The following is a 25,290-nucleotide window of genomic DNA, read 5'->3' as shown; positions in this document are numbered from 1 at the left end:
ATGCCACCTGACTTTTTCGAAGATCGACGAACCAGATTACCCTCAAACGTCGAGAGCCATCTTCTGTCTGTGGACCGGGAACAGTGGCTCCAGACAGCCGGGTTCTTCCGCGATTCCGGCGCCAGTCTTCTCAGTCTGTGGGGAGCAGATGATCGTGATCGTAACGGAACTTTTTGCATCTATGCTGCCTACCTATTGCCCACAAGCGTAATGGTGGTTGAGCACGCCATTGCAGATACGACGGCGCCTGCCTATCCCGGTATCGCGTTCCTGTTCCCGGTCGCGTCGCGTATGCAGCGGGCTGTATATGACTTGCTTGGGATTTCGGCCGAAGAAATGGACACGCGCGACTGGCTTCGCCATGGAGGCTGGCCCGAGAAATTGTTCCCCCTGCGGCGGGATACCGACGGCAACCAACCTTATCCGATCGTATCCGAACCTTATCCGTTCGTTGCGGTAGAAGGCGATGGCGTCCATGAGATCGCTGTAGGTCCGGTCCATGCGGGAACTATCGAGCCGGGGCATTTTCGCTTCTCAGTGGTAGGCGAGAAGGTATTGCGCCTGGAGACACGGCTAGGTTACACACACAAGGGTGTTGCGAAACTCTTTGAGAGTCTTCCACAACAAGAAGGCCACAGGCTCGCAGCGCGAGTATCGGGGGATTCCGCGGTCGCGTTTTCCTGGGCCTATTGCTCGGCTCTTGAATCCATCACTTCTATAAGCTGCCCTCAGCGAGCAATCGTACTGCGAGCCCTGGCGCTTGAGCATGAGCGCCTCGCCAACCATTTAGGCGACCTCGGCGCACTAGGCAACGATGCTGGATTCGCCTTCGGTCTCACGCAGTTCTCACGCCTCAAAGAAGATCTACTGCGTAGCAATTCAGATGCGTTCAGCGCGCGCTATTTGATGGACTACATCGTGCCTGGAGGAGTCGCAGTCGATCTACCCGAGCGATGCACTGGTCTGCTTTTAAATCAGTATCTGGTTTTGGAGGAGGAAGTCGCTGGCCTGCGTTCCATCTATGACGAGCATGCCGGAGTTCAGGACCGGTTTCGCGAAGCTGGGCGTTTGGAGCATGACCTGGCTCAGAAACTCGGCGCGATTGGACTAGCCGGACGTGCATCGGGCATTGCCTGCGATCTGCGTACGGACCACCCGTGGACGCCTTACGACCAGCTCTCCCCCAAAACTGTCACGCGAACTTATGGGGACGTCGCTGCTCGGGTGCAAATACGGTTTGATGAGATCTTCGAATCTTTGCGGCTATGCCGCGCGCTTCTGGAAAATCTATCCTCAGGGCCTGTGCTAGCAGCCGTTCCTCTTGCAAAGCCAAACACACTTGGGATTGGTCTGATTGAGGGGTGGCGCGGCCCAGTGATGATAGCGCTTGAGACAGGCGTCGATGGCGGCATTCGGCGTTGCCACGCGCATGATCCCTCCTGGCAGAACTGGCCACTGCTTGAATACGCCATCCTCGGAAACATCGTGCCTGATTTTCCGTTAATCAACAAATCTTTCAACCTGTCCTACAGCGGACAAGACGGGTAATGGTGACTTGTGTTCGATGTGCTTTCACGTATGGTGCGCACAGGCATATTGACAGAACCCTCTCAGGCTTCTACTCAAGCGTCGAGCGCGGTCAGAACATTGCAGACCGATCTCTGGAATATTCTCGGACGTGCGCTCTGTATCCGCCATGTGGATGCTGGCTCATGCAATGGCTGCGAGCTAGAGATCCAGGCGCTCCATAATCCGTACTACAACCTGGAAGGCACGGGAATCCAATTTGTCGCCAGTCCCCGACACGCTGACTTGTTGCTCGTCACTGGCCCTGTCTCCGCCAACATGGAGGAAGCGCTCAAGCGCACCTATGCTGCTGTCCCCGACCCTAAACTTGTTGTTGCCATTGGAGATTGCGGAGCCTGCGGAGGTATTTTTGTCAGAAGTTACGCCAGCCGCGGCAGCATAGCGAACGTCATCCCGGTTAACCATACTATCCCGGGTTGTCCGCCTGCTCCGGCGGCGATCCTGGCGGGTATTTTCGAAACCGTGCGATCTGCGATCGTTGAAGCCTGATATGGACCCTCTATGGATCAGCGTCATCGGATTCTTCATGGGCTTTGGCTTCGGCGTGGGCTGCGCACTAGCGGTGATGTATTCGATTTATACCGGCGGGTATCGCAAGGCGCTGGAAGATTCGCTACGCGAGGAAAAGTCAGAACGATATTTACAACTCTTACCAAAGGCGAGGAAGAAGCTCGCGAAAGAGCAAGACGCATCGCACGGTCCCGGGGTGCATTGAGGAAAGAAGCGATGCGGCACGCTAGCGTTTTCGGTCGCCGTTCCAGAGGGAAGCTCCTATTCAGGATAGATTCTTCCTTCAGATTCAGCGACTCCGAGACAAACGGAGACGCGCGCAACCGGCAAGCGATTGCCACTACGCCGATGTCGGCCGACACACGCTGCTCGCGCGCCACAGCAGTGGCGCGCGGAAAAGCGAGGCGTTTCAATTTCAGTTTGTCCGCAGCGCAACCATTGGATCGATTTTCGAGGCTCTTCGCGCCGGGAGATAGCCCGCAAACAATGCAAGCCCTCCCAGCAGGACTATCGTCCCAACAAAGGCCAACGGGTCCGATGGCGCAGTGTGGAACAGGAGAGAAGCAATCAGGCGCGCGACCGCGAGCGAAGCGACGACTCCGAAAGCAATGCCGATCAGCGCAAGCCGCAGCGTCGTGGAGATCACCTCGAGCTGCACACGAGTTTGCGATGCACCGAGCGCCATCCGTATGCCAATCTCCTGCGTCTGCCGCGTGACGGAGTAGGAGATGACGCCGTAGATTCCCAACGAAGCCAGAAGCAGTCCCAATCCTGCAAAGATACCAACCAGTAGCACAAAGAAACGTCGTGGGGACGTGGCATGATCCACCAACTCCTGCACGGGCTTGAATTCCGTAGCCGGTTGTCCAGGGTTGATCTCCCGCAACGTTTTCATAACGCTCATGGCCAGCGTGGCTGGAGGCAGGCTGGAACGAACGACGAGATAGGCACCTTCCGGCCCGAATTGCTTTGTGGAAGGCAGATACATTTGCGCTCCCGCGTGATCTTCCGCGCTGCTTTCGTGGACGTCTTCGAGCACACCAATCACTTCTGTCTGCGCTCCGCCGACATTGACAATGCGGCCAATGGGGCTTTGGCCCGGCCATAGCCTTCGGGCTACCTTCTGGTTGAGGATGACTACGTTGCGATTATTTACGATGTCATCCCAACTGATATCGCGACCTTGGATCAGACGCATCCCCATCGCCTTCAGATAGCCGGGCGAGACAACGTAGACAAATGCGTCAACGAAATCGGCACGAGTGGGATTCTGTGCGCCTTTCGCCGCAATCCCCCAGCTTCGGTTGCGGCTCATGGGCAGGTTGTCCGATATGCCTGCAGCTTGAACGCCTGGAATCATTGAAGCGCGGCGGACAACTTCCTGCCATATTGCAGCTCGTTTTGCTGCGTTTCCGCCATCGTCGTAATCGACGCTGACAGCAGCCGCATGGCTGGGCTCGAAGCCCAGGTCCACGTCCAGAACACGCAGGAAGCTACGCAGCAGCAGCCCCGCGCCGACCAAGAGTACACAAGCCAGCCCTATCTCCGTGATCACCAGCGTGGAGCGCATACGGCCATGCCTTCTGCCCTCACCAGCGCCGTGTCCGCCGTCCTTTAGAGCCTCCTGAAGATTCCAGGCCGACCCGCGAAGCCCCGCAGCCAGGCCGAAGAGAACAGCTGCTGCAACCGCTATCAATACCGTCCAGGCCAGCACCACTCCATCGATGCGCACCGTGCTCAGTAGTGGTAGAGCGATGGCTCCCTGATGAGCGAGATAGGTAAGGACGGTCTGAGCAAGTCCCAGCCCCAGAACTGCCCCTGCGATGGCGAGCACCAAGCTCTCTGTGAGCAGTTGGCGCACAAGCCGGCCACGTGTTGCGCCCAAGGCGCTGCGCATTGCAAATTCTTTACTCCGCGCGGCTGCGCGGGCCAGCAACAGGTTCGAGAGATTGACGCAGACAATCAACAGAATAAGACCTACCGCACACCAAAGCACGATCAGCGACCGCCGCAACTTGCCGCTGACGTATTCTTTGAGTCCAGTGAGCTGGGCGGTGTAGCCTTTTCCGAACTCCGGGTGCTTGTGCGCGAAATAAAACTGGGGAAAGAGCAGGTCGGCTTCCTTCTGCGCTTGCGCTAAGCTTACTCCCGGCTTGAGGCGGCCAATCAACGCTAAGTCGTTCCCGTCTTCACGAAAATCATCCATGATGTACGGGATGAACATATCCGTCTTCGTTCCCGGCGAGAAGACCGAACCGAAATCGAAGGTGTCGGGAAGGACTCCGACTACGGTGAAGGACGTGTCGCTCAGATTAATCGTCTTTCCAACGATGCTGCGGTCTCCACGGAACTGCCGCTTCCAGAAGGGGTAGCTTAGGAGGACCGCAGGCCGCGAGTGCTGCACGAATTCTTCAGATCGGAACAGCCGCCCGGCCGCAGGTCGGACTCCGAGTGTTTCAAAGAAGCCTTGCGTAACGAGAATTCCCGTGGCAGGCATCGGCTGGCCCTTTCCAATAAGCTTGACATTGTCAGGGCCGCTGAATGCGAAGTAGCCGCTGACTGACTGGAAAGAGTGGTTCTGTTGCTGAAAGTCCTGCGTGGCATCAGCGGTGTACGTTTTACTGGATTCGCCGGCTGTTGGATTCTTCTCAACAATCCGCACAAGCTGCTGCGAAGCGGGAAACGGTAGAGGACGTAGCAGAATCGTGTTGACTATGCTGAAGACAGCAATATTGGCGCCAATGCCGAGTGCCAGAATCAGCATGGCAATGAAAGCGAAGCCGCGTTCCCGCGATAATGTTCGGAAGGTGAAGCGCAGGTCCTGCATCATTACATCAAGCGCGGGCAGACCACGTGATTCACGGTGCCGCTCGCGCGCCTGCTGAACGCCGCCAAACTGTATACGCGCCTGGCGACGTGCCTCATCCTCAGACATACCGTGTCGCAGATTTTCTTCCTCTGCCATCTCCAGATGCGCCGCCATTTCTTCGTTGAGCTCGCGATCAAGAGGAGCCTCACGAAAGAAAGAGCGAATGCGATTGAAGGTTTCCTGCAGGGAATGTTTCATCGCTTGCCGCCTTCGCTCTGCATGGCGAGAACTCGACCCATTACTTCTGTCAGCCGCTGCCAATACGCAGCGTCTCTGGCCAACTGCTTCTGGCCGCCGCGTGTGATGGAGTAGAACTTTGCCTTGCGATTATTATCCGAAGTACCCCATTTGGCCGCGATCCAGCCTCGCTGCTGCAATCGCACCAGCGAGGCATAGATGGTGCCCTGGTTCAACAGGACTTCATTCCCGCTTACCTGTTCAATGCGACGCGCAATGCCATATCCATGAAGCGACCCCATGGTCTCCAGTGTCTGCAAGACCATAATGTCCATCGTTCCCTGTAGAAGATCGAGCTTGGATTCACCCATCTACCGCTCCTGTGGTGATGCGACATCAGTATGGCATATCTCATGTGGTGACGCCACACGGCATTTGCATCTCTTCGAATTTGGATGGATTCCTTACTTCGCCATTCGTCCATAAACTCCACGCGAAAGGTGTAACGGTGTCCTAGGATTGCTCGGTGCTCTCTCCTTGCGCGAAGACCTAATCTTCCATGCCTCATCGAACATAATCTCGTTCCTTACAGCAGAAAATAGCAACCCGGGCTATACACTTCTGCGCGATCTTTGCGGGAAAGAGCTTGCCCTAGCAAACCAAATGCTTGGGGTTGTGCGTCTATGTTCACTATTGACCCGTCTATTGGGGTCGACCATGACTTTTGCTTTGAAAGAAGATTGCTGTTCATCTCGCATTCCTGCCAATGGAAGAAAGAACCAGGCTATGCAAGTTCAGCGGAATGCTCGGAGGTCACTGCTGAGAGAAGCATTGCGATGGCTGCTGTTCGCTATCGGCGCGGTCTTCGCAACGGCAGGTTGCAGCAGCTCACGGGGCGACTTCTCCCTTGCTTCAAACCCCGCAAGTTTATCCCTCACTGCTGGCGGTACAGGCCAGATCAATGTGGAAGTCGCCTCTCTTAGCGGCTTTAACAAACCGGTCAGCGTCGCGATTGACGGGCTGCCTCAAGGTCTCACGGCGACACCTTCAACAATTACACTCTCTCCCGGTGCTGCACAACCCATCACTATCACAGCAGCCGCGTCCGCCATCGCTGGTAGTGGCACCGCACATCTGACCGGGACCTCCGGCAGCCTGACGCACACTGCATCGCTAAGTCTAACGATTGCTTCAGCGGCACCGAGTCCGTCACCAGGCGGGACAGATGTAACTACCTACCACTATGACAATGCTCGTGACGGCCTGAACGCGCAGGAGACCACACTAACGCCTGCGAATGTGAATGCAGTTTCCTTCGGGCTGCTCGGGGTATATCCAGTAGATGGGAAAGTGGACGCACAGCCGCTCTACGTCAGTGGATTGAAGCTACCGTCAGGTGCGACCGCCAACGTACTCTACGTGGCAACAGAGCATGACAGCGTCTATGCACTGAATGCGGCAACGGGCGCGCAAGTGTGGAAGACCTCAATCCTGCAGTCGGGCGAAACTCCGAGCGACCCGAGAAGCTGTAATCAGATAGCACCCGAGATAGGTATTACGGCCACCCCTGTAATCGACCGGTCTTATGGAGCTCACGGCGCTATCTTTCTGGTCGGCATGAGCAAAGACGGAAGCGGGAGCTACCATCAACGACTAAACGCTCTTGACCTGGCTACTGGTGCGGAGCTGACAGGCAGCCCAACCGAAATATCAGCTTCCTATCCAGGCACGGGCGCCAACAGCGAGAATGGTAGCGTTGTATTCGACCCCGGCCAATACGCTGAGCGCGCTGGCCTGTTGTTACTCAACGGGACAATTTATACGGGGTGGACGAGTCACTGCGACAACCAGCCTTATACCGGCTGGATTATGGGCTACAGCGAAGCCACACTTCATCAGTCAGCGGTACTCAACCTGACACCCAATGGAAGTGAAGGCTCGATCTGGATGAGCGGCTATGGTCTGGCAGCGGACAGCAGCGGAAACATCTATCTGCTGGCTGCCAATGGCACGTTTGACAGCACATTCACCGCCGATGGATTCCCCAGTCAGAATGACTACGGAAATGCAATGCTGAAGTTAAGCACTGCAAGCAAGCTAGCTGTAAGCGACTACTTCGAGCCATATAACACGGTCGCGGAATCCTCTGCGGATCGGGATCTTGGATCGGGGGGGAGCGATGCTGCTGCCAGATGTAAAAGATAGTGCCGGGAAGGTTCGTCATCTGGTGGTGGGAGCGGGCAAAGATGGCAATATCTATGTCGGCGATCGAGACAATCTGGGCAAATTCAACCAGAGTGCTTCTAACAACAGCAATCTCTATCAGGAATTACCCGGAGCGCTGCCAAATGGCGCATGGTCTGGTCCCGCATACTTCAACAACACGGTTTTCTATGGTGGCGTGGGAGATGTGCTGCGAGCTTACACCGTCAATAATGCAATGCTGAGCACATCGCCGACGAGCCAGTCCGGCACAAGCTTCGCCTATCCTGGAAGTACGCCGAGTGTATCTGCCAATGGGACGCAGAACGGGATTGTATGGGCGCTGGAGAGTGGAACCGGCGACGCCGCAGTATTGCATGCTTACGACGCAACCAATCTTGGCAACGAACTCTATAACAGCACACAGGCCTCGAATGGGCGCGATGCCTTCGGTACAGGCAACAAGTTCCTCACGCCGGTCGTAGCGAATGGCCGCGTGTTTGTGGGTACTCCGAGCGGAGTGGCGGTGTTTGGATTACTCAACCAGTAGCTGTGAAATGGATCCGGGTTGATTTCATCCTGTGGCACCGGGTCTTTTGGGTGAACGCGACGACCTGCTGGCCTGAAATCCAATTACGATGAGACAGGATGAAACCTATCGTAGTGGTTGGCAGCCTCAATATCGATCTTGTTGTGACGGCAGAGCGCTACCCCTCCCCGGGCGAAACGCTCATCGGAAACAGTTTTGAAATTTTCCATGGCGGCAAAGGTGGCAATCAAGCGGCCGCCATCGGCAGACTTGGCCATCCTGTCACTATGATTGGAAAGATTGGTACAGACCCTTTCTCGGCGAATCTGCTGGCACACCTGAACGACGTGGGAGTTGATACCGCGGGTATCAGCGAGATAGACGGCAGCTGCGGGGTTGCTGTCATCCACAAGATAAAGTCAGGAGAGAACAGCATCGTAGTGGTTCCAGGCGCAAACCACGAATTGCGTCCTTCAGATGTGGAAAGCTATCAGGATGTGATCGCAGCGGCCGGTATGGTACTTACGCAGCTGGAAACCCCACTTGATACGCTGGAGGCGTTGTGCAGAATAACCAGTGCCGCGAAGGTTCCGCTAATGCTGGATCCTGCGCCAGCGCAGTCCCTCACATCCAGCATCCTCGACGCGGCGGACTGGGTTACTCCAAATGAAGTCGAGGCGCGACATCTTACGGGGATTGCGATAGGCGACAATTTCGATGAAGGCATCCACCTGCAAGTCGAGGCGCTGCTCGAGATGGGCGCAAAGAATGTTCTATTGAAACTTGGCGAGCGCGGGGCTCTTCTGGCCACGAGCAGCGGTATTCTTGAGCGAATTCCGTCCTGGCGGGTAAACGTCGCAGACACTACGGGCGCGGGCGACGTATTCAATGGAGCTTTTGCAACAGAACTACTGCACGGCAGGACGGCTCTGGAGGCGGCGCGGTTTGCCTGCACCGCAGCTGCGCTTTCTGTAACTCATCCTGGGACCGACTCTATGCCGACACGAGACGAAGTTCATGAATTTCTGAGAGAGCGGAGTAACGAATAGCATTGCTAGACACGCTGATACCAAGGCCCGGTGAGATCATGAATCGTCGTATCTATCTACTGGTACTCCTCTGTCTGTTTGGCTGCGCGGGGTCCTTCGTCTATGGACAGAACAGTCCATCCTCTCCAAGAGAAAAAGTCATTTTCGATACCGATATCGGCGATGACATTGATGATGCATTCGCACTGGGGCTGCTGCTCTCAAGCCCGGAGGTCGATCTGCTTGGGCTCACCACCGCCTATGGCGATACAGGTCTGCGTGCGAGGCTGGTCGAACGCTATCTCTCTGAAACGGGCATGAGCCATATCCCGGTAAGCGTCGGGTTGCATACCCCCAGCAAGACAACATTCACCCAGGCGCGATGGGCGGAGCGATTCCCTGCTCCGCAATCGCCGTGGACCGATGCCATCAGTTTCACGCTAGGGGCTATTCGCAAATACCCGGGGCAGATCACGCTCATTTCGGTTTCTCCGTTTACGAATATCGGCGCCTTAATTGACCGGGATCCCGTGACCTTCAGAAAACTCAAGCGAGTGGTGATCATGGGCGGATCGATTCAACGCGGATACGGGGACCTTGGATACTTGCCAAATCGTGGACCCAGCCCGGAGTACAACATCCTGATGGATATTCCGTCGGCCAGGAAACTGTTTGCTTCAGGGGTACCGGTGTATGTGATGCCGCTCGATTCGACACAGCTCAAGCTCGACGAGGTGAAGCGCAATATCCTGTTTAGTCGAAGCAAGCCGCTCACCGATACACTTGCGCTGCTTTATGAGCAGTGGACAGCCTCAACACAGAACCCAACGCCCACACTCTTTGACGCTATGGCGGTAGCCTTTGTATTGCAGCCTGACCTCTGCCCGACCCGGCCCATGCATATTGTTGTAGACGACAAGGGCTACACCCGAGTTGAACCTGGAATCCCAAACGCGCAGGTCTGCCTGCAATCAGACCCTGATCGATTTTTCGATTTTTACCTGCACCGCATACTCACGGAAGATCTGCACCCCGCTACGTCGATCTCTACAAAGTAAGGAACACCACGCAGGTTGGGCTACCAATCGCTGCATAATGCCCGGTGAAGGTAAGCTTTCCATTCGTTCGATCGATACGAAAGACAGTGATGTCATCACTGCGCTGATTGGATGCATAAAGGAACTGCCCGTTGGGGCTGATGGCGATGTGCCGCGGGTAGTCACCCAGGACGGATGTCTCGCCTATATAGCTAAGACGGCCGTTCTGCGCCACCGCAAAGAGAGCTACTGTATCGTGCAAACGATTAGCTGCGTATAGAAAGCGCCCGTCCTCTGTCATTGCGAGTTCAGATGTGAAGCTGGTGCCTGCGAATCCGGGAGGGAGTGTAGATAGTCTCTGCTGCGCTTGGAGAGTGCCAGTATGCGGGTCAAAATGAAAGAAGGCCAGAGTGGATGACTCCTCCTGAAGGACGTAGAGCCACTGCCCGTTAGGATGGAAAATGAAATGGCGCGGGCCGTCGCCGGATGGAAGTGAGACGAACGGCATATCTGCCGAAGGCGAGAGTTTCCCCGTTGCTGAATCGAGGCGATAGATATAGATGCGGTCCTGCCCAAGGTCCGTCTGCAACACAAACTGGTTGCTCGGGTCGGCATGGATCATATGAGCATGTGGCTTGTCATGTCCGCTGATCGCATAGCTACCAGCAGGTGCATCTGTTGCAATCTTTTTACCGAGGGAACCAATGTCCTGATGAAGGAAAGCAGGTGAGCCCAGAGCACCGCTGGCGAGGATCGGCAGGACCGCAATGCTGCCACCGAAGTAGTTTGCAACGAAGACATATTTGCCCTGGCGATCAACGCTCAGGTGCGCCGGACCAGCACCGTGCGAACTCACGATGTTGAGCAGGGTGAGGTCTCCTGTGGGCCGATGCACGGCATAGGCGCTTACCGCCCCACTACCGCCTTCATAATCTGTAACTTCGTTGACGCTATAAAGATGCCGTCCGGAGGGATCAAGCGACAGCCATGACGCATTGCGAGCTTCCGCGACGAGCCTGATATCTGTGAGTTCCCCGCTCTCCGGATGCATCTCGGCAAGATAGATCCCTTTGCCGTTGCCTGCTCCGCCATCCATTGAAGCGCTGTAGGAGCCGATATAGGCAAGTACAGGAGCAGCGCTGCTTAAAGGAAAGACGCGCGACGCGGCGCTCGCCAGTGCGCACGCGGCAGACGCCTTTAGCATGAAGCGTCGTGAGACCAGGTGATTTGAATCGATGGACATAAACTTTCTCCTGATGGCTGGGAGTCGCAGATCTAACTGACGGCTCGTTCGAGCAGATATTGATGAGCCGCAATGCTTGCCGCACCACGTGCCAGGACGTTGCGCTCCACCTGATGAAACAAGAGGCGCGTCGATGATAGAAACCGAGGCAGGATATTGTTTTCAATCGCCTGACGCACAGTGGTACTGAATAGGCCGCTGCCAATTCCCTCCATATCCTCAAACAAAATCAGCTCGGGGTTATTGATCTGGATGAGGCTCGCAACGGCAAACCCAAGTGCATTGCCGGCGCTGCGCAGGATCGCGATGGCCGACGCATTGCCGTTGGCAGCGAGCGCCTCAATTTCGCGCACTCGAGTGACGGGGAGGTGATCAGCCTTCGCTGCCTCGATCATTGCAGTACTTGCCGCGAACATATCGAGGCATCCCGGTTTGCCGCAACGGCAGCGTGGCCCTTCGAACTCGACAGTGATATGCCCGATCTCACCTGCTCCGCCAGCGTGGCCTCGCTGCAACTCCCCCTGCATATAGTGAGCACAACCAATCTGACGGCCGATCGTGACGATACTGAAGTCGTCGAACTCCCGCGCGCATCCAAAGAGCTTTTCTGCAGTGGCAACCGCATTCGCGTCGTTTTCCAGGTAGGTTGCAATCCGGGTGGAGGCGTGCACCATCTCGGCGATAGGGACATCATGCCAATTGAGAGCAGCAGAATGTAAACAAATTCCAGCACGATGATCAATAAAGCCCGACATGGCGATGCCTATTCCGAGGACCTGCTCTCTGGGAATAGCTCGCGAGCGCAACAAGCTCGTGAGTCCTCGCCGCATGGAGTCAACAACCTCAGGGGGGCTCTCGGCTGGGGTCATGGTGTGTTCGCCAACTACACGCCCGTGCATATCAGTGAGCACCATGAGGGGTTCTGCCTCGCTAATGCTTGCACCAACAAAGTACGCATGGCTTGATTTGATGGAGAGCAGAATGGACGGCCGGCCACGACGCTGCGGGTCATGCGGCACGGGCATCTCCAGAAGCAGCCCTATGTCGAGTAACTCCTGACTTACCTCGCTGATAAGCGATCGGCTTAGCCCGGTAGCGTCAGCCACGGCCGAACGAGATAATGGGCCGCTCTCGAGCAGCGCCTTAAGCACTACAGTCCGCGAGGTGCTGCTGCGAGACATCTTTCGCTCCATAGCTACCTCGCTCGCCCTCTCTCGCAGATGCGGGCCACGGCTGGGCGCGAATGGTCGCGGTGGAGCACTGTGGGCTCAGCAGAGTGTGGACCGCTCGCCCGAGCAGACGCCGGGAGTAAACAGCTAATCAAAGGTTCATTTAATCCTGAAATCGAAATTAATCATCCAGCAATGTATACACGCAGTGGTCACTTCCGAGAAGAGAAAAGACGCTCATTCTTAGTGGGTCTTATATGGCAGATGTTATTTCGTTATTCTCACTATGTTTTCCTGATTTTTCTTTGCAGACAGACTGGTGATCGTGCTTAAATGCTCCTCAACAGTGTTAAGCGGGTCGGGCGCGATGTTTAATTCACTGATTGGAAGAATCCATCTCCCAATGCGCTAAACCTGGAGTGTTGAAGGAGCGGTGATGCACAGAAGAAGTTTTCTAACGGGTGCTGCGGCCGTGACACTGGCTACAGCAGATGCACTGGCACGAAATACGCTGCACCAAGGGATACCTGATTCAACCTTCATCCGTTCCGCAGCTTCCTCCTCTCCAGGAAGCGCAGACCACCTGAAACCGATGTCGCTCGGTCTGCTTATCAAGCCTTCGCCGCAGCCTGAAGTTGCAATCGCCCGCGTCAAGGAACTGGGCTTCGACAACTGCTTTCTCTCCCTCGATGCGTATCTCGGGAAATACACGAAGGCTCTGGCGCAGCAGATGGGTGGTTTGCTGGAGAAGTACGGAATTACTGCGACGACAGCAGAGGTAGTCGGACCCGGAAAGCTTGTGTGGGACTTCGTTGATGGCCCATCGACAATCGGGATAGTTCCTCCAGCTACTCGGACTGCGCGCATGGACGCGCTGAAGCAGACGTCCGACTTTGCAAAGATGCTCGGGGTTGGGCAGATCCAGACACACTGTGGATTTATTCCGGAAGATCCGAAGGATCCATTGTATGAAGGAACAGTTCTAGCGATCCGCGAATTGGCAAAGCACTGCGCGGGAAATGGCCAGGCATTTCTGATGGAGACGGGACAGGAGACGCCAACCACTATGTCGCGTGCAATCCATGATGTCGATCAGCCGAACCTGGGAGTGGGACTCGATACAGCCAATCTGATTCTTTATGGAAAGGCGAACCCAGTGGACGCTGTGACGATCATCGGGCCGCACGTGCGGAGCATTCACGCGAAGGACGGCAAGTGGCCAACTAACCCGATGAAGCTCGGCGAGGAAGTACTCATCGGCACCGGAGATGTGAACTTCCAGCAGGTCTTTAGCAAACTGCATGCGCTTGGCTACCAAGGCGCAGTCACGATTGAGCGTGAGACCTCGGGCCCCCAACAGATCGCAGACGTCAAATCCGAAAAGTTGTACCTAGACCGGGTACTAACTCCAATCCTCAACCAGAAGGCCTAAGGAAGGCATCGATGAACCGCAGAGATTTCATACACGCAAGCAGTGCTGCCTCGGGCCTGTTGTTTTTGAACCCTCGGTCCGCCTTTGGCTATCCGGCGAACTCGGCTGTGCGTCTAGGACTGCTGGGGTGCGGTAATCGCGGGACTTCGGTCGCAACGTCCTTCGCGAAAAACACACAGGCTCGCGTGGTTGCACTTGCAGATTTGTTCCCCGACCAACTGGCGAAGGGCAAAGCACACTTCGACGAGGTTAACGCAGGACTGGGCGTCCCTGCGATTGATCCGAAGCTTATGTTCCGCGGCTACAAGGCGTTTGAGGAGCTCGCGTCTTCACCGGACGTAGATGCAATTCAGATTTCGACCCCTCCGTGGTTTCACGTACAGCACCTGGACGCCGTGGTGAACGCCGGCAAGCACGCGTACTGCGAAAAGCCACTCGGGGTCGATGTTGCGCAGACCAGACAGGCTCTCGAAATCGGCAAGCGCGCGGAAGGGCGCATAAGTCTCGATGTTGGATTTCAAGTTCGCAGCGCTCCTCCCATTGCTGAGGTGGTACGACGAATCCATGCAGGCGATCTCGGGAAAATCGCATCCATCACCGCTCACTACAACGCCCCGGCGGCGGTAAGTCATGAGGGTACAAGCTGGTCCCCGGACGAGTTCCGTATACGCAATTGGCTATGGGATAAGACGCTTTCAGGCGACATCATCGTCGAGCAGAACATCCACGTCATCGATATATGCAACTGGATCCTGCAGAGCCGCCCGCTTAAGGCTGTCGCGACAGGCGGAAGAAATGTGACCACCCACCAGGGTGATACCTGGGATAACTACCAAGTCATCTACACCTATCCCAACGATGTGCATGTCAGCTTTTCCTCGACTCAGTTCGGCGACAAGAGCTGGTTCGATGTATCCGAACGGGTGTTCGGAGCCGATGGCATTGCGGAAGCACCCTACTCGGGGCCGGTGCGGATTATCGGCAAAAACGCGTGGGACTGGAAGGATGCATCTGCAGACGCAGATCAAAGCGGCAGCGGCCATTTTGCGGCCAATGGCAGCTTCTCAGACAATCTCAAATTTGCTGATCGGGACAAAGATCGAGCCTTCATTGAAAGCATCACCTCCGGGAAATTCCACAACCAGGCAGCAGCAGGTGTAGACAGCGCATTGAGCTGCATGCTTGGGCGCATGGCCGGACACACGGGCCGGGAAGTCACATGGGAAGAACAACTCCAGCACGGTGAACAATATGCGCTAAACATGAACATGGCGCAGTTTACGTAGGGCCCCTTCAATATCTAACATCCGTCCCCGTTGTGCCGTTCGCACATGCGGTAGAGTTTCTGCACCCTAAAAGCGTTCAACGTCGCCAATACGGTAAGCTTCGCGAATCCGAACGCATCGCTCGGTGGCGCAGGCTACGGCTCCATCACAAGCACAGCGAACGCCTATAATCCACGCCTGATTCAATTTGCGGCAAAGCTCCAGTTCTGAGCCGTAGGCTGCAATCACAAGTGGCAGTCGCACAATCTTCCCTCCACAGGAGGGCTCGTCGAGCACTGCTGGGGAGGATCAAAAAGTTTGCCCTCGCGGGCAGTCTAAGACGATGATGAGTTAAAAGAGCTGCGGAATACCGCAACCAGGAGAACTAGATGAGGTTTGCCTTCGGAGGCATTCATATTGAATGCAGCACCTATAGCCACATACTGACTCGGATAGAAGATTTCAAGGTGCTGACCGGCGATAGTTTAGCCGCGGCTCCAGACTTTGCCCATTTGCGCGTCTACCCTCATCAATTTCACCCCACGCTTTATGCGCGTGCTATTCCGGGGGGGCCTGTGGATCGGGATGCGTATGAGACGTTGAAAAGTGGGTTTCTCCGCTCTCTCAAGGAACTGCTACCACTCCACGGTCTCTATCTGCCAATGCACGGCGCCCTGTTCGTCGACGGCATGCAGGATGCGGAAGGTGACTGGATCGCAAGCGCGAGAGAGATCGTTGGCCCGGAATGTCTGATCAGTGCGAGCTATGACTTGCATGGAAATATAAGCAGACGCGTGGTGGACAACATCGATATGCTTTCTGCCTATCGCACTGCACCTCACATAGATGTGGTGGAGACCCAGCAACGAGCATGTGACATGCTCGTCCGATGCGCAACCGAACAGCTGCGCCCCAGTCTGGTGTGGGTGCCGATACCGTTACTATTGCCTGGGGAACGGACGAGCACGGAGGATGAGCCGGCAAAGGGACTCTACGCACAACTGCCAACGATCGATGAAAAAGATGGCGTTATGGATGCTTCGCTTCTGGTGGGCTACGTATGGGCTGACGAGCCGCGCGCCACGGCAAGCGCGGTGCTGACCGGCACTAACCCAGACGTATTGAAGCATGAAGCGAGCATGCTTGCACAGCAATACTGGGATGCACGGGATGCATTTCAGTTTGGTGTGCCCGTTGGCACAATCTCTGAAATGTTAGACCGCGCCGCGGCATGCGCAACCAAGCCGGTGATTCTCGCAGACTCCGGCGACAATCCGACCGGCGGGGGCGTCGGAGATCGCGCAGAGATGCTGGAAGTCCTGTTACAGCGAGGCTTTCAGAATGCTCTTGTGGCCGGCATTGCCGACCCTCCTGCTACAGATATTTGCTACCAGCATGTACCGGGGGATACTCTCCAGTTGACGATTGGAGCTGCGCTTGATCCCGAAGGCAGCCGTCCCATAAAGGTAACGGCGCAGTTGCTGCTTCTGCTGCCGACTGACAACCTGCGCGATCGTATCGCTGTCGTACGAGTCGATGGGGTAACGGTCGTGCTCACCGCTTCACGGCGACCGTTCCACAACATCAGCGATTTCACCAAACTCGGGCTGAATATTCCTGATTTCAAACTGCTCGTGGTGAAATCGGGCTATCTCTCGCCTGAACTGGCTCCGATTGCCAATCCTAATCTGATGGCACTCTCAGATGGTTCCATTCTGCAGGACCTGGACAAGCTGCCGAAGAACAAGTTTCGTCCACCAACTTATCCATTTGAGCCTACGCTTGCGTGGCAGCCATCACCAATCCTCTCGAAGCGGTCTTATCGGGAGATGGAGTGAAATTCTATTCCGCCGATACCCACGCAGCGCGGCCGAAGCAATCTGACAACGAAGGTAGACTTTCATCCGCTCTCGCCTTAACTAAGGTGGCTGCGTGTTGACGACTCTGTATGGCTGCGCTGCCGAGCGACGGGCAGCGCCATGCCGGCTCCCGGCATGGCGCGCAGCTCACAGGGCTTTCCCTGTTATAGCTCTCGCGCTGAGCTGCCTCCTGGGGATGATTGGGTGTGGACACAGCGAGAATCAACCCACTCGCATTACGATCATGCAATCAGAGGCACCACTGACGATGGACCCGGCTGACCACACTGCGAGTTTGACAGCAGATGTACTCAGTCCTATGTATGAAGGCCTGACGCAGTTCGACAGTCATCTCAATATCGTGCCGTGGCTGGCGACGAGCTGGAAGGTGGATGCATCAGGAAAGCAGTGGACCTTTATGCTGCGGCGGGACGTCTACTTTCATGACGGCATACCCTTTAATGCGGAGGCCGTTGTTCATTCCTTCAGGCGACTGATGGACCCCGCCCGCGGCCTCGCCGGACGCAGCAGGATTCAGGGGATTATCGGGAGCGTGCAGGCGCAGGGAGACCATACCGTGGTTTTTACGCTTATGAACCCGTATGCTCCCTTCCTGCGGGTTCTCGCGGTGACGCCCATCGTGAGCCCCGCTGCAGACAACAATGGCATTCTGTCACGGTATGCGGTCGGAACGGGACCATATCGCTTCGTGGAGTGGAGAACAGGCGAATATGTGCTGGAGCAGCGTAACGATGCTTATTGGGGAAAGCGTCCGGTGGTTAAGCAGTTGAAATGGATGTGGACAACGGAGCCGGTGCTGATGGAAATGTCAGTGCTGGCCAGGCAAGCAGATATCGTGAATCCACTACCACCCATCTTTGCAGAAGCGCTCTCACACAATCGCAAAGTACAACTGATCGAAGGCAAGTCAACCGCTGTCTTCTGGGTAGCGCTTAATCTACAGATGAAACCACTTGATGATAAGCGTGTACGACAGGCGCTAAATTATGGTGTCGATCGCGAGGGACTTGTGCGGACACAGTTGCGCGGCTTCGGCACGCCAGCCAACTCGCCGCTTGCACCATCCGACTTCGGCTATAACCCGGCAAATCGCGGGTACACGTACGACCCCGCCTACGCCAAGCAATTGCTGGCGCAGGCGGGATATCCGAATGGGTTCTCACTCAAAATAGTGGTGCAGGAAGCGGATGAGCCGCTGGCAGAAGCGCTGCAAGGGATGTGGGCGAGGATAGGCGTGAGACTGGAGATTGACCGCATGGAGCATGGGGTTTTCTCCCAGACTATCTTTGCCTCGCCGGAGGCAAAGCGCGCGCAGGGTATCGGTGGCGTGCTTGCTTCATGGGCAGCAAATAATGCGGACCCCGACTATCAACTGAGCCCACTCTATCGCACGAGCGCGTGGTCGCCAGCCGGTGCGAATGTCGGATTTTACAGCAATCCCCGGCTCGATGCGCTGCTCAGAGAGGCTGCAGGCGAGCTCGATTTGGAGAAGCGCAAAGCACTCTACTACCAAGCGCAGCGGATCATTACCGAGGATGCGCCCCATGTGTTGCTTTACGCAACGCGAGACGTGGCAGCGGAGCACGTCGGCACGGTGCCGGAGGCGGTGCACCTGCTACCGGGCAGTCAGATCGTGCTGGACGGACAATAGTTATGTTGCTTCCACGAGGCAGGAAGGGAGGAATCAGGCAATTGGTGAAGATGCGGCGATACTGGATTCGCAAGCTGCTAGCGCTCCCGATGATCCTGCTTGTTGCATCCTTCCTCATTTTTGCAGCGGTACGTTTGCTGCCTGGGGATCCAGCAAGACTGATGGCCGGAATGCAGGCGGATCAGCAGTCCGTGAACGCAGCGCGCACGCGGTTAGGCCTGGATAAGCCTTTCGCCATACAATATGGGCTGTTTCTGCGCGGTGTGCTCCACGGAGATCTTGGAATCTCCATCCGTTCGCATAAGCCGGTCGAGGAAGAGATTGCGCAACGCTTCCCTTTTACGCTCGCTCTGACGTCCGTGAGCTATCTGTTTGCTATTGCTGTGGGAATCACCTCAGGCGTACTTGCAGCGCTCTATGCCGGAAGCGCCATCGACCATGCGGTGATGGTGAGCGCGATTGCAGGTGCCTCCATCGCCAACTATTGGCTGGCTCTTATGGCGATGAATCTCTTTGCCGTCCAGTTGGGGTGGCTGCCGCTGCTGGGCGCGGATAGCTGGAAGAACTATATTCTGCCTGCGATCACGCTGGGCCTGCTGCCGGCGGCAGTGATCGCGCGGATGTGTCGAGCAAGTATGCTCGAAATTCTTAACCAGGACTACATGCGAACAGCGCGGGCAAAGGGTCTAACGGGAGCAGGCCTCTACATTAAGCATGGGTTGCGCAATGCGCTGATCCCCATTGTGACGATTGCGGGGATGAATTTTGGCTCGCTGCTTGGAGGCGCCGTGATTACTGAGACTGTTTTCAACTGGCCGGGGCTAGGGCGTTTGATGGTAGATGCGGTACGCTATCGCGACTATGCCACCATACAGGGGATTACCTTACTTACCGTCGCGCTCGTGACCCTGATCAATCTGATCGTGGAGGTCATGATTGGGGTGCTGGATCCAAGGATCCGTTTTGAGTAAGAGAATGATCGCATGACAGAAGACACTCTACCTGGGAATATAGTGCAACCCTGGACAGCCCGGGTTCGGTCAAATCTTCGCTACGCAAACCTGAGTGTAGGCGCAACGATCATAGTCCTGCTGGTGCTGGCAGCAGCATTCGCGCCTCTGCTCGCTCAGCGCGACCCCTATACCCAGAATCTTGCCATCACATTTTTGCCACCCGGCCATGGACATATTTTCGGAACGGATGAATATGGTCGCGACATGTTTGCACGAGTCCTTTTCGGAGCACGGCTATCGCTGCTGGAGATAGCGCTCAGCGTTGGCATGTCACTGACCATTGGGGTGCCCCTCGGGCTTTTAGCCGGTTATGCGGGAGGGATGGTGGATAGCACCATCCTCTGGGCCAGCGATACGCTTTATGCATTTCCCGGCATCGTGTTGGCAATCCTGATTGTAGCGATTCTAGGCCCTGGCTTCTTTGATAGCTTGATTGCCATTTCTGTCTTTGCGATCCCGGCCTATATCAGGCTGGCACGAAACCTCACGCTTACTCTTAAAGGTTCGGAATTTTCTGAAGCAGCACGAGCCTTGGGTGCAAGCCCGGGGCGCATTCTATTCCGCCATATTCTCCCCAATGCAGCGCTTCCTATCCTTGTGCAGGCCACCCTCACGGCGGGTGATGTGGTGCTGACCGCATCCGGATTGAGCTTTCTGGGGCTGGGAGCACAGCCTCCATTAACCGAGTGGGGAGCGATGATGGCAAGCGGGCGAAACTTCCTTGGAGTGGCTACCTACCTTACGCTCTTTCCTGGGCTGGCAATCACGGTGACCGCGATGGGCCTGAACCTGCTGGGAGATGGTCTGCGCGATCGCTTCGATCCACGGTTTCACAAAGGCTGATCATTTAAGTTACTCTGAAGGCGCTGCCTTCGACCGCCGCGATGATCGCAAGCGACGCGAGCCCCTTGTGTAGATGGAGGAAATTGCCGTGGGACATAAATATGCCAACATCCTTGAAACAATCGGTAATACCCCTGTGGTCAAAATCAACAAGCTCGCGCCGGATGACATAAACCTCTACGTAAAAGTCGAGGCTTTCAATCCACTCGGTTCTGTTAAGGATCGCCTTGCTCTCGGAGTGATTGAGGATGCGGAAAGAACCGGTCGGCTCAAACCGGGACAGACGGTGATCGAAGCAACGAGCGGCAATACCGGCATCGGTCTGGCAATGGTATGCGCGCAGAAGGGCTATCCACTTGTCTTAGTAATGGCGGAAACGTTCAGTATCGAGCGACGTAAGCTCATGCGCTTCCTAGGCGCGAAAGTTGTGCTTACTCCTGCTGCGGGTCGGGGCATGGGCATGGTCGCCAAAGCTATTGAACTCGCCGAGACGCACGGTTGGTTTCTCACGCGCCAATTTGAAAACGAAGCTAATGCCGACATGCACTCACGCACCACGGCGCAAGAGATACTGAATGACTTCAAAGGTGAGCGGCTGGATTATTGGGTTACAGGATTTGGCACCGGAGGTACGCTGAAGGGCGTTGCGCGGGTACTCGCCAAGGAGCGCCCCGATACGAGGATCGTCGTTTGCGAGCCGGACGAAGCCCCCATGGTTGCCAGTGGAATCGAACAGCAGAGAAACGCGGATGGATCTCCGTCAGCCGGACACCCGGCATGGCATCCTCACGCCCTCCAAGGCTGGAGTCCGGACTTCATCGCGAAACTTGTCGGTGACACCGTCGACATGAAGATCATCAACCAGGTCTTGCGCATCGAGACTGCCGAGGCGATGCGTTGCAGCAAGGATCTTGCCCGCAAGGAAGGAATTTTTGTGGGTATAACTTCCGGCGCAACTTTCGCAGCAGCGCTGCGCGTCGCAGCCAATGTCCCGAAAGGATCAACCATACTTTGCATGTTGCCCGACACGGGTGAACGCTATCTGAGTACGCCACTCTTTGGGGATGTTTCAATCGATATGACTGAAGAGGAGCTGGCGATCGCCCACTCTACCCCCAGTGGATGGATTTAGGCGGCGATCCCAACAACCAACTAAGAGCTTTTCACGGATAAGGCTTCCCAAGGGAAGATATTCTGAACGTGAACCATACGATTCGCTGCGATCAGAAATGCCTGCACCGCTAAAGCTCATCCCATTGAGCTCTTGTATAGAATTCAAATCAATCTTAACGATCTTGCATTGAGTCAACCAGCCTGATGTGACAAGCAAGCGGCCTCGTCAATCAATAACTCTGGCATTGCATTCAAGCGCCCAAGTGGGAACACAGCAGCACGGCCAACGCTGTAGTACACGAACCCTGCAGCCTCCATTACTTCCGGCCGGTAAAGATTGCGTCCGTCAATGACCACAGGCAAGCGCATCTGACTATGAAGCCTGGGTAGATCGAGGCTGGCAAATTCATTCCATTCTGTAAGTATAAGCACGGCATCCACGTCCTCAGCTGCGATGTAGGGGTCGCTGGCCATCCTAACGGTATTCTCGCCAACCCGCAATCCGAGTTCGCTCAGGGCCCGAGGCATGGCAACTGGATCATATGCAGTGATCAGGCATCCTTCATTTACGAGGGCCTCCACAATCTCAATCGCAGGCGACTCCCTGACATCGTCTGTTCCTGCCTTGAACGCGAGACCAAATACCGCGATCCGTTTATCACGAAGTGTCCAAAGAGCATCACGAACCTTGCGTAGGAATTGATGTCTCTGATCTTTATTGATTCTCATGACGGCATCGAGAAGATCAAAGTCGTAGCCAACCTCACGCGCTACGGCGCGGAAAGCGAGCACATCCTTAGGGAAGCAGGAGCCGCCATATCCAATTCCCGCATTCAGAAAGCTCGTCCCAATCCGTCTATCTGCACCTACGCCTTCCCTGATTTGATCTACGTCACCACCAACGCGCTCGGCAATATTTGCAATTGCATTCATAAACGAAATCTTCATGGCGAGGAACGCATTGGAAGTGTGCTTAATGAGTTCGGCACTGTTCGTATTGGTGACAATGAAATGAGCAGCACTCGCTCCGCACCCCGGGATCAGGTCTTCCCGACGATAATAGCTGCCATCACAAAGGGGCGAATATATCTCCCTCAATCTTTCTTCGCTAAAAGAGTCTTCAACCCCAATGACAATACGATCCGGGTAAAGAAAATCAGTAACCGCCGACCCCTCCCGGAGAAATTCCGGATTCGAGGCTACGGAGAATAAGCGAGGGGAAGCCCCATTGAGCGTCATCGTTCGACGAATTGCATCGCTCGTGCGGACGGGGACCGTACTTTTCTCTACGATCAACTTCATGGAGGTAATATGCTTTGCTATCTCCCGTGTGACCGCTTCCACATAGCCGAGGTCTGCATGGCCAGTAGCGGACTGCGGAGTACCTACAGTGATGAAGATTACATCTGACTCTCGAACAGCATGTGAGATAGAACTACTGAATGTTAGCCGATGACCAAGATGCCTCTGGAGTAACTCCGGCAAAAGATTTTCGTGAATAGGAACTTTTCCTTCGTCCAGCGCCAGCAGTTTCTCAGGATTATTGTCCACACCGATAACCGTATGTCCCAGTTCCGCGAAGCACACGGCTGACACCAAGCCAACATAACCCGCACCGATGACAGAAATATTCATATTTATCCTCGTTGATATTAAGCCTTATCGTGAGAACGGCATCTGCTTAAACCCGGCGCTTACAAGCCGGTTCATGATGGTAGCGGATATCAGAACCGTAGCGAAGAAAGGGAGTTCGTATATCGCCTACGCAGCACCTCTTCGTAGACTTGTATGAGGCGATCCGCCACGAGTTCACCTGACAAATGTTTTACTTCATCACGCCCTGCAGTTCTGAATGGAGAGGCAAGAATAGTACCCAGGAAACGGGCAAACATCTCTGGGTTAGGCTGCGAGATATAACACCCTCTTGTTCTGCCGATTATTTCTTCTACATCACCCACATCTGTTGCGACAATCGGTAAATTGCAGGCCATAGCCTGTTTGATGATATTGGGGGATCCCTCCTGATAGGAAGGAAAGACAAGCGCATCACAGGCGCTCATGTACAAGGCGAGTCTCTCCTGCGTTTCCCTGCAAACGACTAAGAGCTCTACATCCTTAGTCCGGGTTCGTAGTAACGCTGCTGCAGCGTTTGCAAGCGGGAAGTTCTTGACAGGGATTGCGGGATCTGCTGCGAACAAAACGTAGTTTTTCGAATGCGACAACCCAAGCTGCTCCCTCGCCCGATTGATATTTGTGGGGTGGAACTTATCTAGATCAACTTCATGTGGAATGACATGAACACATTCCTCCTGGAACTTGCCCGCCATCCGTTTACTTTGGACTATCACAGCATCACAATAGTGGGCCAGCTTGCGACATCCAGCTGCGACAATACGACTCTTCCTGCTTACACTTCCCTCTTTAGTGACTGTACCCAGTGCATCATCACCATGATATGTAAGTACAAGAGGAACCTGCCACTGCGCCCTAGCGACTAATCCGACATAGGCATAGTGGGCATGCACTAGGGAAATATCATTAAGACGTTGTCTCAGTTGGAATATACCCTTAGGGTAAATCAGCTTGCGATAGCGGCCGCGCAACACAAGAACATCAACGTCAACCCCGGCGCGCCTCAGGAATATCTCCTGGCAACGCACAAATGATCCAAAGGCGGGATTACCCTCCGTGGGATACATGGCGGTAGCAATAAGAACTTTCACCGGCTTCCTCTTGTCGCATTCACTTTAACCACTGCCTTAAGGAGCTTTCTGCACTTCATCATCGGTGGCATAGAGGAAGTTCACTAGGCCCAGACACAAGCACCAGCCAACTTTTCCGGAGGCGCCTAGGCAATACTGTCCCTCATCAATATACGAACATATACTTCTAGGTATTCTCTCTCTCGTGCAAATAGCAGCGGCACTGGAAGAAGCACGAGCGAGACAATACCCAGCTTGCCTACTGTGCCACAAATCACCAAGATAATGCAGCACACAAGGCACCATATCAATGGGGACCGATAGTCAGGACTGTTAACTCTTTCGCTGATATATCGATGTAATAAGTAATAGCTAGCGAAAGCGCCTATCTCGGCCCATCCATAGCCAATGTATCCGAACCTGGGGACAAGCAATACGGCGACACTTGCAAACAGGAATACATGGGCAACATGGAACTTCATAATTTCAAGATTATGACGGAGAAGAGCTAACACCGAAGTGTGTAGATTAAACGTTGCGCTAATCAGGTACGAGAGAGCTATGAAGGGGAACAATTTGAAAGCAGGATTCCACCGAGGCCCGAATATATAGGGCAACAGTATGGGTCCAACTCCTGCAAATATCGTCAGGGGTAGCCCGACCGCAATGGCCTGTAGCCGCATACCTTCGCTGATGCTTCTCCTAAGCCTTGTACTATCTCCATCTAATTTAGCAAGAGCCGCCATCGCAACTCTCCATGTAGCCTGCTTGACGAAAGCAAGCACCTCCACGAGGCGTATAGCCAGAGCCACGAAACCGACACCTTGCGCGCCGGCAAATCTACCGACAACAAGAGGGTTAACAAGCAGACGCAACTGCCATATCATTATCGCACCGCTATAACTTAAACCATAGGCAAGCATTCTTCGTGCTAGTCCGCGCTCCTGGCGTGCCCGATGTTTTGTGCCGTTGGATGAGTTAGTGTAGCGCAGCTATTTCTGAGTTCAAGTAGCCGCCGTCGGGGGTGTGGGGAAGTGGGA

Annotated in this window: 21 protein-coding genes; 14 read left to right on the top strand and 7 right to left on the bottom strand. The window is 55.1% G+C overall.

Annotation, left to right across the window (positions count from 1 at the left end; genetic code table 11):
* From C7378_RS16885 to C7378_RS16875, 3 genes are read left to right on the top strand one after another with little or no spacing between them, the layout of a single operon-like run.
* Complete coding sequence (locus tag C7378_RS16885) at positions 1-1,548, top strand: hydrogenase large subunit (RefSeq protein ID WP_131999328.1); 1,548 nt, start codon at positions 1-3, stop codon at positions 1,546-1,548.
* A 9-nt stretch (positions 1,549-1,557) separates the two neighbouring features.
* Positions 1,558-2,076 carry an NADH-quinone oxidoreductase subunit B family protein gene (locus C7378_RS16880; protein WP_131999326.1) on the top strand — a complete coding sequence of 173 codons (519 nt, stop codon included), beginning with the start codon at positions 1,558-1,560 and terminating at the stop codon, positions 2,074-2,076.
* Position 2,077: 1 nt separating this feature from the next.
* The gene (locus tag C7378_RS16875) at positions 2,078-2,302 is read left to right on the top strand and encodes a hypothetical protein (RefSeq protein ID WP_131999324.1); all 225 of its coding nucleotides are present in this window, start codon (positions 2,078-2,080) and stop codon (positions 2,300-2,302) included.
* A gap of 210 nt (positions 2,303-2,512) precedes the next feature.
* Here the strand turns inward: C7378_RS16875 and C7378_RS16870 are convergent, their stop codons facing one another.
* Positions 2,513-5,164: an ABC transporter permease gene (locus C7378_RS16870; RefSeq protein ID WP_131999322.1), complete on the bottom strand. Its 2,652-nt coding sequence runs from the start codon at positions 5,162-5,164 to the stop codon at positions 2,513-2,515.
* Positions 5,161-5,514, bottom strand: a complete 354-nt coding sequence (locus C7378_RS16865; protein WP_131999320.1) for a PadR family transcriptional regulator — start codon at positions 5,512-5,514, stop codon at positions 5,161-5,163. Before C7378_RS16865 ends, C7378_RS16870 begins: the two co-directional genes overlap by 4 nt.
* Before the next feature lie 460 nt (positions 5,515-5,974).
* Here C7378_RS16865 and C7378_RS17875 point away from each other — a divergent pair, with 460 nt between their 5' ends.
* The 4 genes from C7378_RS17875 to C7378_RS16850 all read left to right on the top strand — a co-directional run bounded on the left by C7378_RS17875 (position 5,975) and on the right by C7378_RS16850 (position 9,960).
* Complete coding sequence (locus tag C7378_RS17875; RefSeq protein ID WP_207901467.1) at positions 5,975-7,348, top strand: hypothetical protein; 1,374 nt, start codon at positions 5,975-5,977, stop codon at positions 7,346-7,348.
* Positions 7,323-7,895 (top strand): hypothetical protein, encoded by a 573-nt coding sequence (locus C7378_RS17870; protein ID WP_207901466.1) that lies wholly within the window; start codon positions 7,323-7,325, stop codon positions 7,893-7,895. Before C7378_RS17875 ends, C7378_RS17870 begins: the two co-directional genes overlap by 26 nt.
* A gap of 98 nt (positions 7,896-7,993) precedes the next feature.
* Positions 7,994-8,923 (top strand): ribokinase, encoded by a 930-nt coding sequence (locus C7378_RS16855; RefSeq protein ID WP_131999318.1) that lies wholly within the window; start codon positions 7,994-7,996, stop codon positions 8,921-8,923.
* A 38-nt stretch (positions 8,924-8,961) separates the two neighbouring features.
* Positions 8,962-9,960 (top strand): nucleoside hydrolase, encoded by a 999-nt coding sequence (locus C7378_RS16850; RefSeq protein WP_131999316.1) that lies wholly within the window; start codon positions 8,962-8,964, stop codon positions 9,958-9,960.
* Here C7378_RS16850 and C7378_RS16845 read toward each other — a convergent pair.
* On the bottom strand, positions 9,950-11,182 hold the full coding sequence (locus C7378_RS16845; protein ID WP_131999314.1) for a lactonase family protein: 1,233 nt from the start codon (positions 11,180-11,182) through the stop codon (positions 9,950-9,952). The two genes, C7378_RS16850 and C7378_RS16845, sit on opposite strands and share 11 nt — an antisense overlap.
* 32 nt (positions 11,183-11,214) lie before the next feature.
* Positions 11,215-12,363, bottom strand: coding sequence for an ROK family transcriptional regulator (locus C7378_RS16840; RefSeq protein WP_243648327.1), 1,149 nt, complete (start codon positions 12,361-12,363; stop codon positions 11,215-11,217).
* 424 nt (positions 12,364-12,787) lie between these two features.
* Between C7378_RS16840 and C7378_RS16835 the strand changes: the two genes are divergently transcribed.
* The 7 genes from C7378_RS16835 (at position 12,788) to cysK (ending at position 21,567) form a co-directional block, all read left to right on the top strand.
* Positions 12,788-13,783 (top strand): sugar phosphate isomerase/epimerase family protein, encoded by a 996-nt coding sequence (locus tag C7378_RS16835; RefSeq protein WP_131999310.1) that lies wholly within the window; start codon positions 12,788-12,790, stop codon positions 13,781-13,783.
* 11 nt (positions 13,784-13,794) lie between these two features.
* A complete protein-coding gene (locus C7378_RS16830) occupies positions 13,795-15,069 on the top strand; it encodes a Gfo/Idh/MocA family protein (RefSeq protein ID WP_131999308.1) in 1,275 nt (424 codons plus the stop codon).
* A gap of 368 nt (positions 15,070-15,437) precedes the next feature.
* Positions 15,438-16,886 carry a M81 family metallopeptidase gene (locus tag C7378_RS16825; protein ID WP_131999306.1) on the top strand — a complete coding sequence of 483 codons (1,449 nt, stop codon included), beginning with the start codon at positions 15,438-15,440 and terminating at the stop codon, positions 16,884-16,886.
* Between the two features lie 265 nt (positions 16,887-17,151).
* Positions 17,152-18,579, top strand: a complete 1,428-nt coding sequence (locus C7378_RS16820) for an ABC transporter substrate-binding protein (RefSeq protein ID WP_165876866.1) — start codon at positions 17,152-17,154, stop codon at positions 18,577-18,579.
* Between the two features lie 50 nt (positions 18,580-18,629).
* The gene (locus C7378_RS16815; RefSeq protein ID WP_131999464.1) at positions 18,630-19,550 is read left to right on the top strand and encodes an ABC transporter permease; all 921 of its coding nucleotides are present in this window, start codon (positions 18,630-18,632) and stop codon (positions 19,548-19,550) included.
* Positions 19,551-19,562: 12 nt separating this feature from the next.
* On the top strand, positions 19,563-20,435 hold the full coding sequence (locus C7378_RS16810) for an ABC transporter permease (protein ID WP_131999302.1): 873 nt from the start codon (positions 19,563-19,565) through the stop codon (positions 20,433-20,435).
* An 88-nt stretch (positions 20,436-20,523) separates the two neighbouring features.
* Positions 20,524-21,567, top strand: coding sequence for a cysteine synthase A (gene cysK / locus C7378_RS16805; RefSeq protein ID WP_131999300.1), 1,044 nt, complete (start codon positions 20,524-20,526; stop codon positions 21,565-21,567).
* Positions 21,568-21,740: 173 nt separating this feature from the next.
* Here the strand turns inward: cysK and C7378_RS16800 are convergent, their stop codons facing one another.
* The 3 genes from C7378_RS16800 to C7378_RS18250 form a co-directional block, all read right to left on the bottom strand.
* Positions 21,741-23,183 carry a UDP-glucose dehydrogenase family protein gene (locus C7378_RS16800; RefSeq protein ID WP_131999298.1) on the bottom strand — a complete coding sequence of 481 codons (1,443 nt, stop codon included), beginning with the start codon at positions 23,181-23,183 and terminating at the stop codon, positions 21,741-21,743.
* Between the two features lie 89 nt (positions 23,184-23,272).
* Positions 23,273-24,271, bottom strand: coding sequence for a glycosyltransferase (locus tag C7378_RS16795; protein ID WP_131999296.1), 999 nt, complete (start codon positions 24,269-24,271; stop codon positions 23,273-23,275).
* Positions 24,272-24,396: 125 nt separating this feature from the next.
* Positions 24,397-25,242, bottom strand: coding sequence for a lipopolysaccharide biosynthesis protein (locus tag C7378_RS18250; protein WP_131999462.1), 846 nt, complete (start codon positions 25,240-25,242; stop codon positions 24,397-24,399).
* Positions 25,243-25,290 lie beyond the last annotated feature (48 nt).

The organism is Acidipila rosea, assembly GCF_004339725.1.
GTDB lineage: Bacteria > Acidobacteriota > Terriglobia > Terriglobales > Acidobacteriaceae > Acidipila > Acidipila rosea.
Note: the sequence above shows the minus strand (reverse complement) of the source record. Positions and strands in the feature narration are given on the sequence as shown.

Excerpts from the sequence above, each read along its gene's own strand:
- C7378_RS16885 (WP_131999328.1), top strand. The coding sequence starts at position 1 with ATGCCACCTGACTTTTTCGAAGATCGACGAACCAGATTACCCTCAAAC.
- C7378_RS16875 (WP_131999324.1), top strand. The coding sequence starts at position 2,078 with ATGGACCCTCTATGGATCAGCGTCATCGGATTCTTCATGGGCTTTGGC.
- C7378_RS16870 (WP_131999322.1), bottom strand. The coding sequence starts at position 5,164 with ATGAAACATTCCCTGCAGGAAACCTTCAATCGCATTCGCTCTTTCTTT.
- C7378_RS16865 (WP_131999320.1), bottom strand. The coding sequence starts at position 5,514 with ATGGGTGAATCCAAGCTCGATCTTCTACAGGGAACGATGGACATTATG.
- C7378_RS17870 (WP_207901466.1), top strand. The coding sequence starts at position 7,323 with ATGCTGCTGCCAGATGTAAAAGATAGTGCCGGGAAGGTTCGTCATCTG.
- C7378_RS16855 (WP_131999318.1), top strand. The coding sequence starts at position 7,994 with ATGAAACCTATCGTAGTGGTTGGCAGCCTCAATATCGATCTTGTTGTG.
- C7378_RS16850 (WP_131999316.1), top strand. The coding sequence starts at position 8,962 with ATGAATCGTCGTATCTATCTACTGGTACTCCTCTGTCTGTTTGGCTGC.
- C7378_RS16845 (WP_131999314.1), bottom strand. The coding sequence starts at position 11,182 with ATGTCCATCGATTCAAATCACCTGGTCTCACGACGCTTCATGCTAAAG.
- C7378_RS16840 (WP_243648327.1), bottom strand. The coding sequence starts at position 12,363 with ATGTCTCGCAGCAGCACCTCGCGGACTGTAGTGCTTAAGGCGCTGCTC.
- C7378_RS16835 (WP_131999310.1), top strand. The coding sequence starts at position 12,788 with ATGCACAGAAGAAGTTTTCTAACGGGTGCTGCGGCCGTGACACTGGCT.
- C7378_RS16830 (WP_131999308.1), top strand. The coding sequence starts at position 13,795 with ATGAACCGCAGAGATTTCATACACGCAAGCAGTGCTGCCTCGGGCCTG.
- C7378_RS16825 (WP_131999306.1), top strand. The coding sequence starts at position 15,438 with ATGAGGTTTGCCTTCGGAGGCATTCATATTGAATGCAGCACCTATAGC.
- C7378_RS16820 (WP_165876866.1), top strand. The coding sequence starts at position 17,152 with ATGCAATCAGAGGCACCACTGACGATGGACCCGGCTGACCACACTGCG.
- C7378_RS16815 (WP_131999464.1), top strand. The coding sequence starts at position 18,630 with ATGCGGCGATACTGGATTCGCAAGCTGCTAGCGCTCCCGATGATCCTG.
- C7378_RS16810 (WP_131999302.1), top strand. The coding sequence starts at position 19,563 with ATGACAGAAGACACTCTACCTGGGAATATAGTGCAACCCTGGACAGCC.
- C7378_RS16800 (WP_131999298.1), bottom strand. The coding sequence starts at position 23,183 with ATGAATATTTCTGTCATCGGTGCGGGTTATGTTGGCTTGGTGTCAGCC.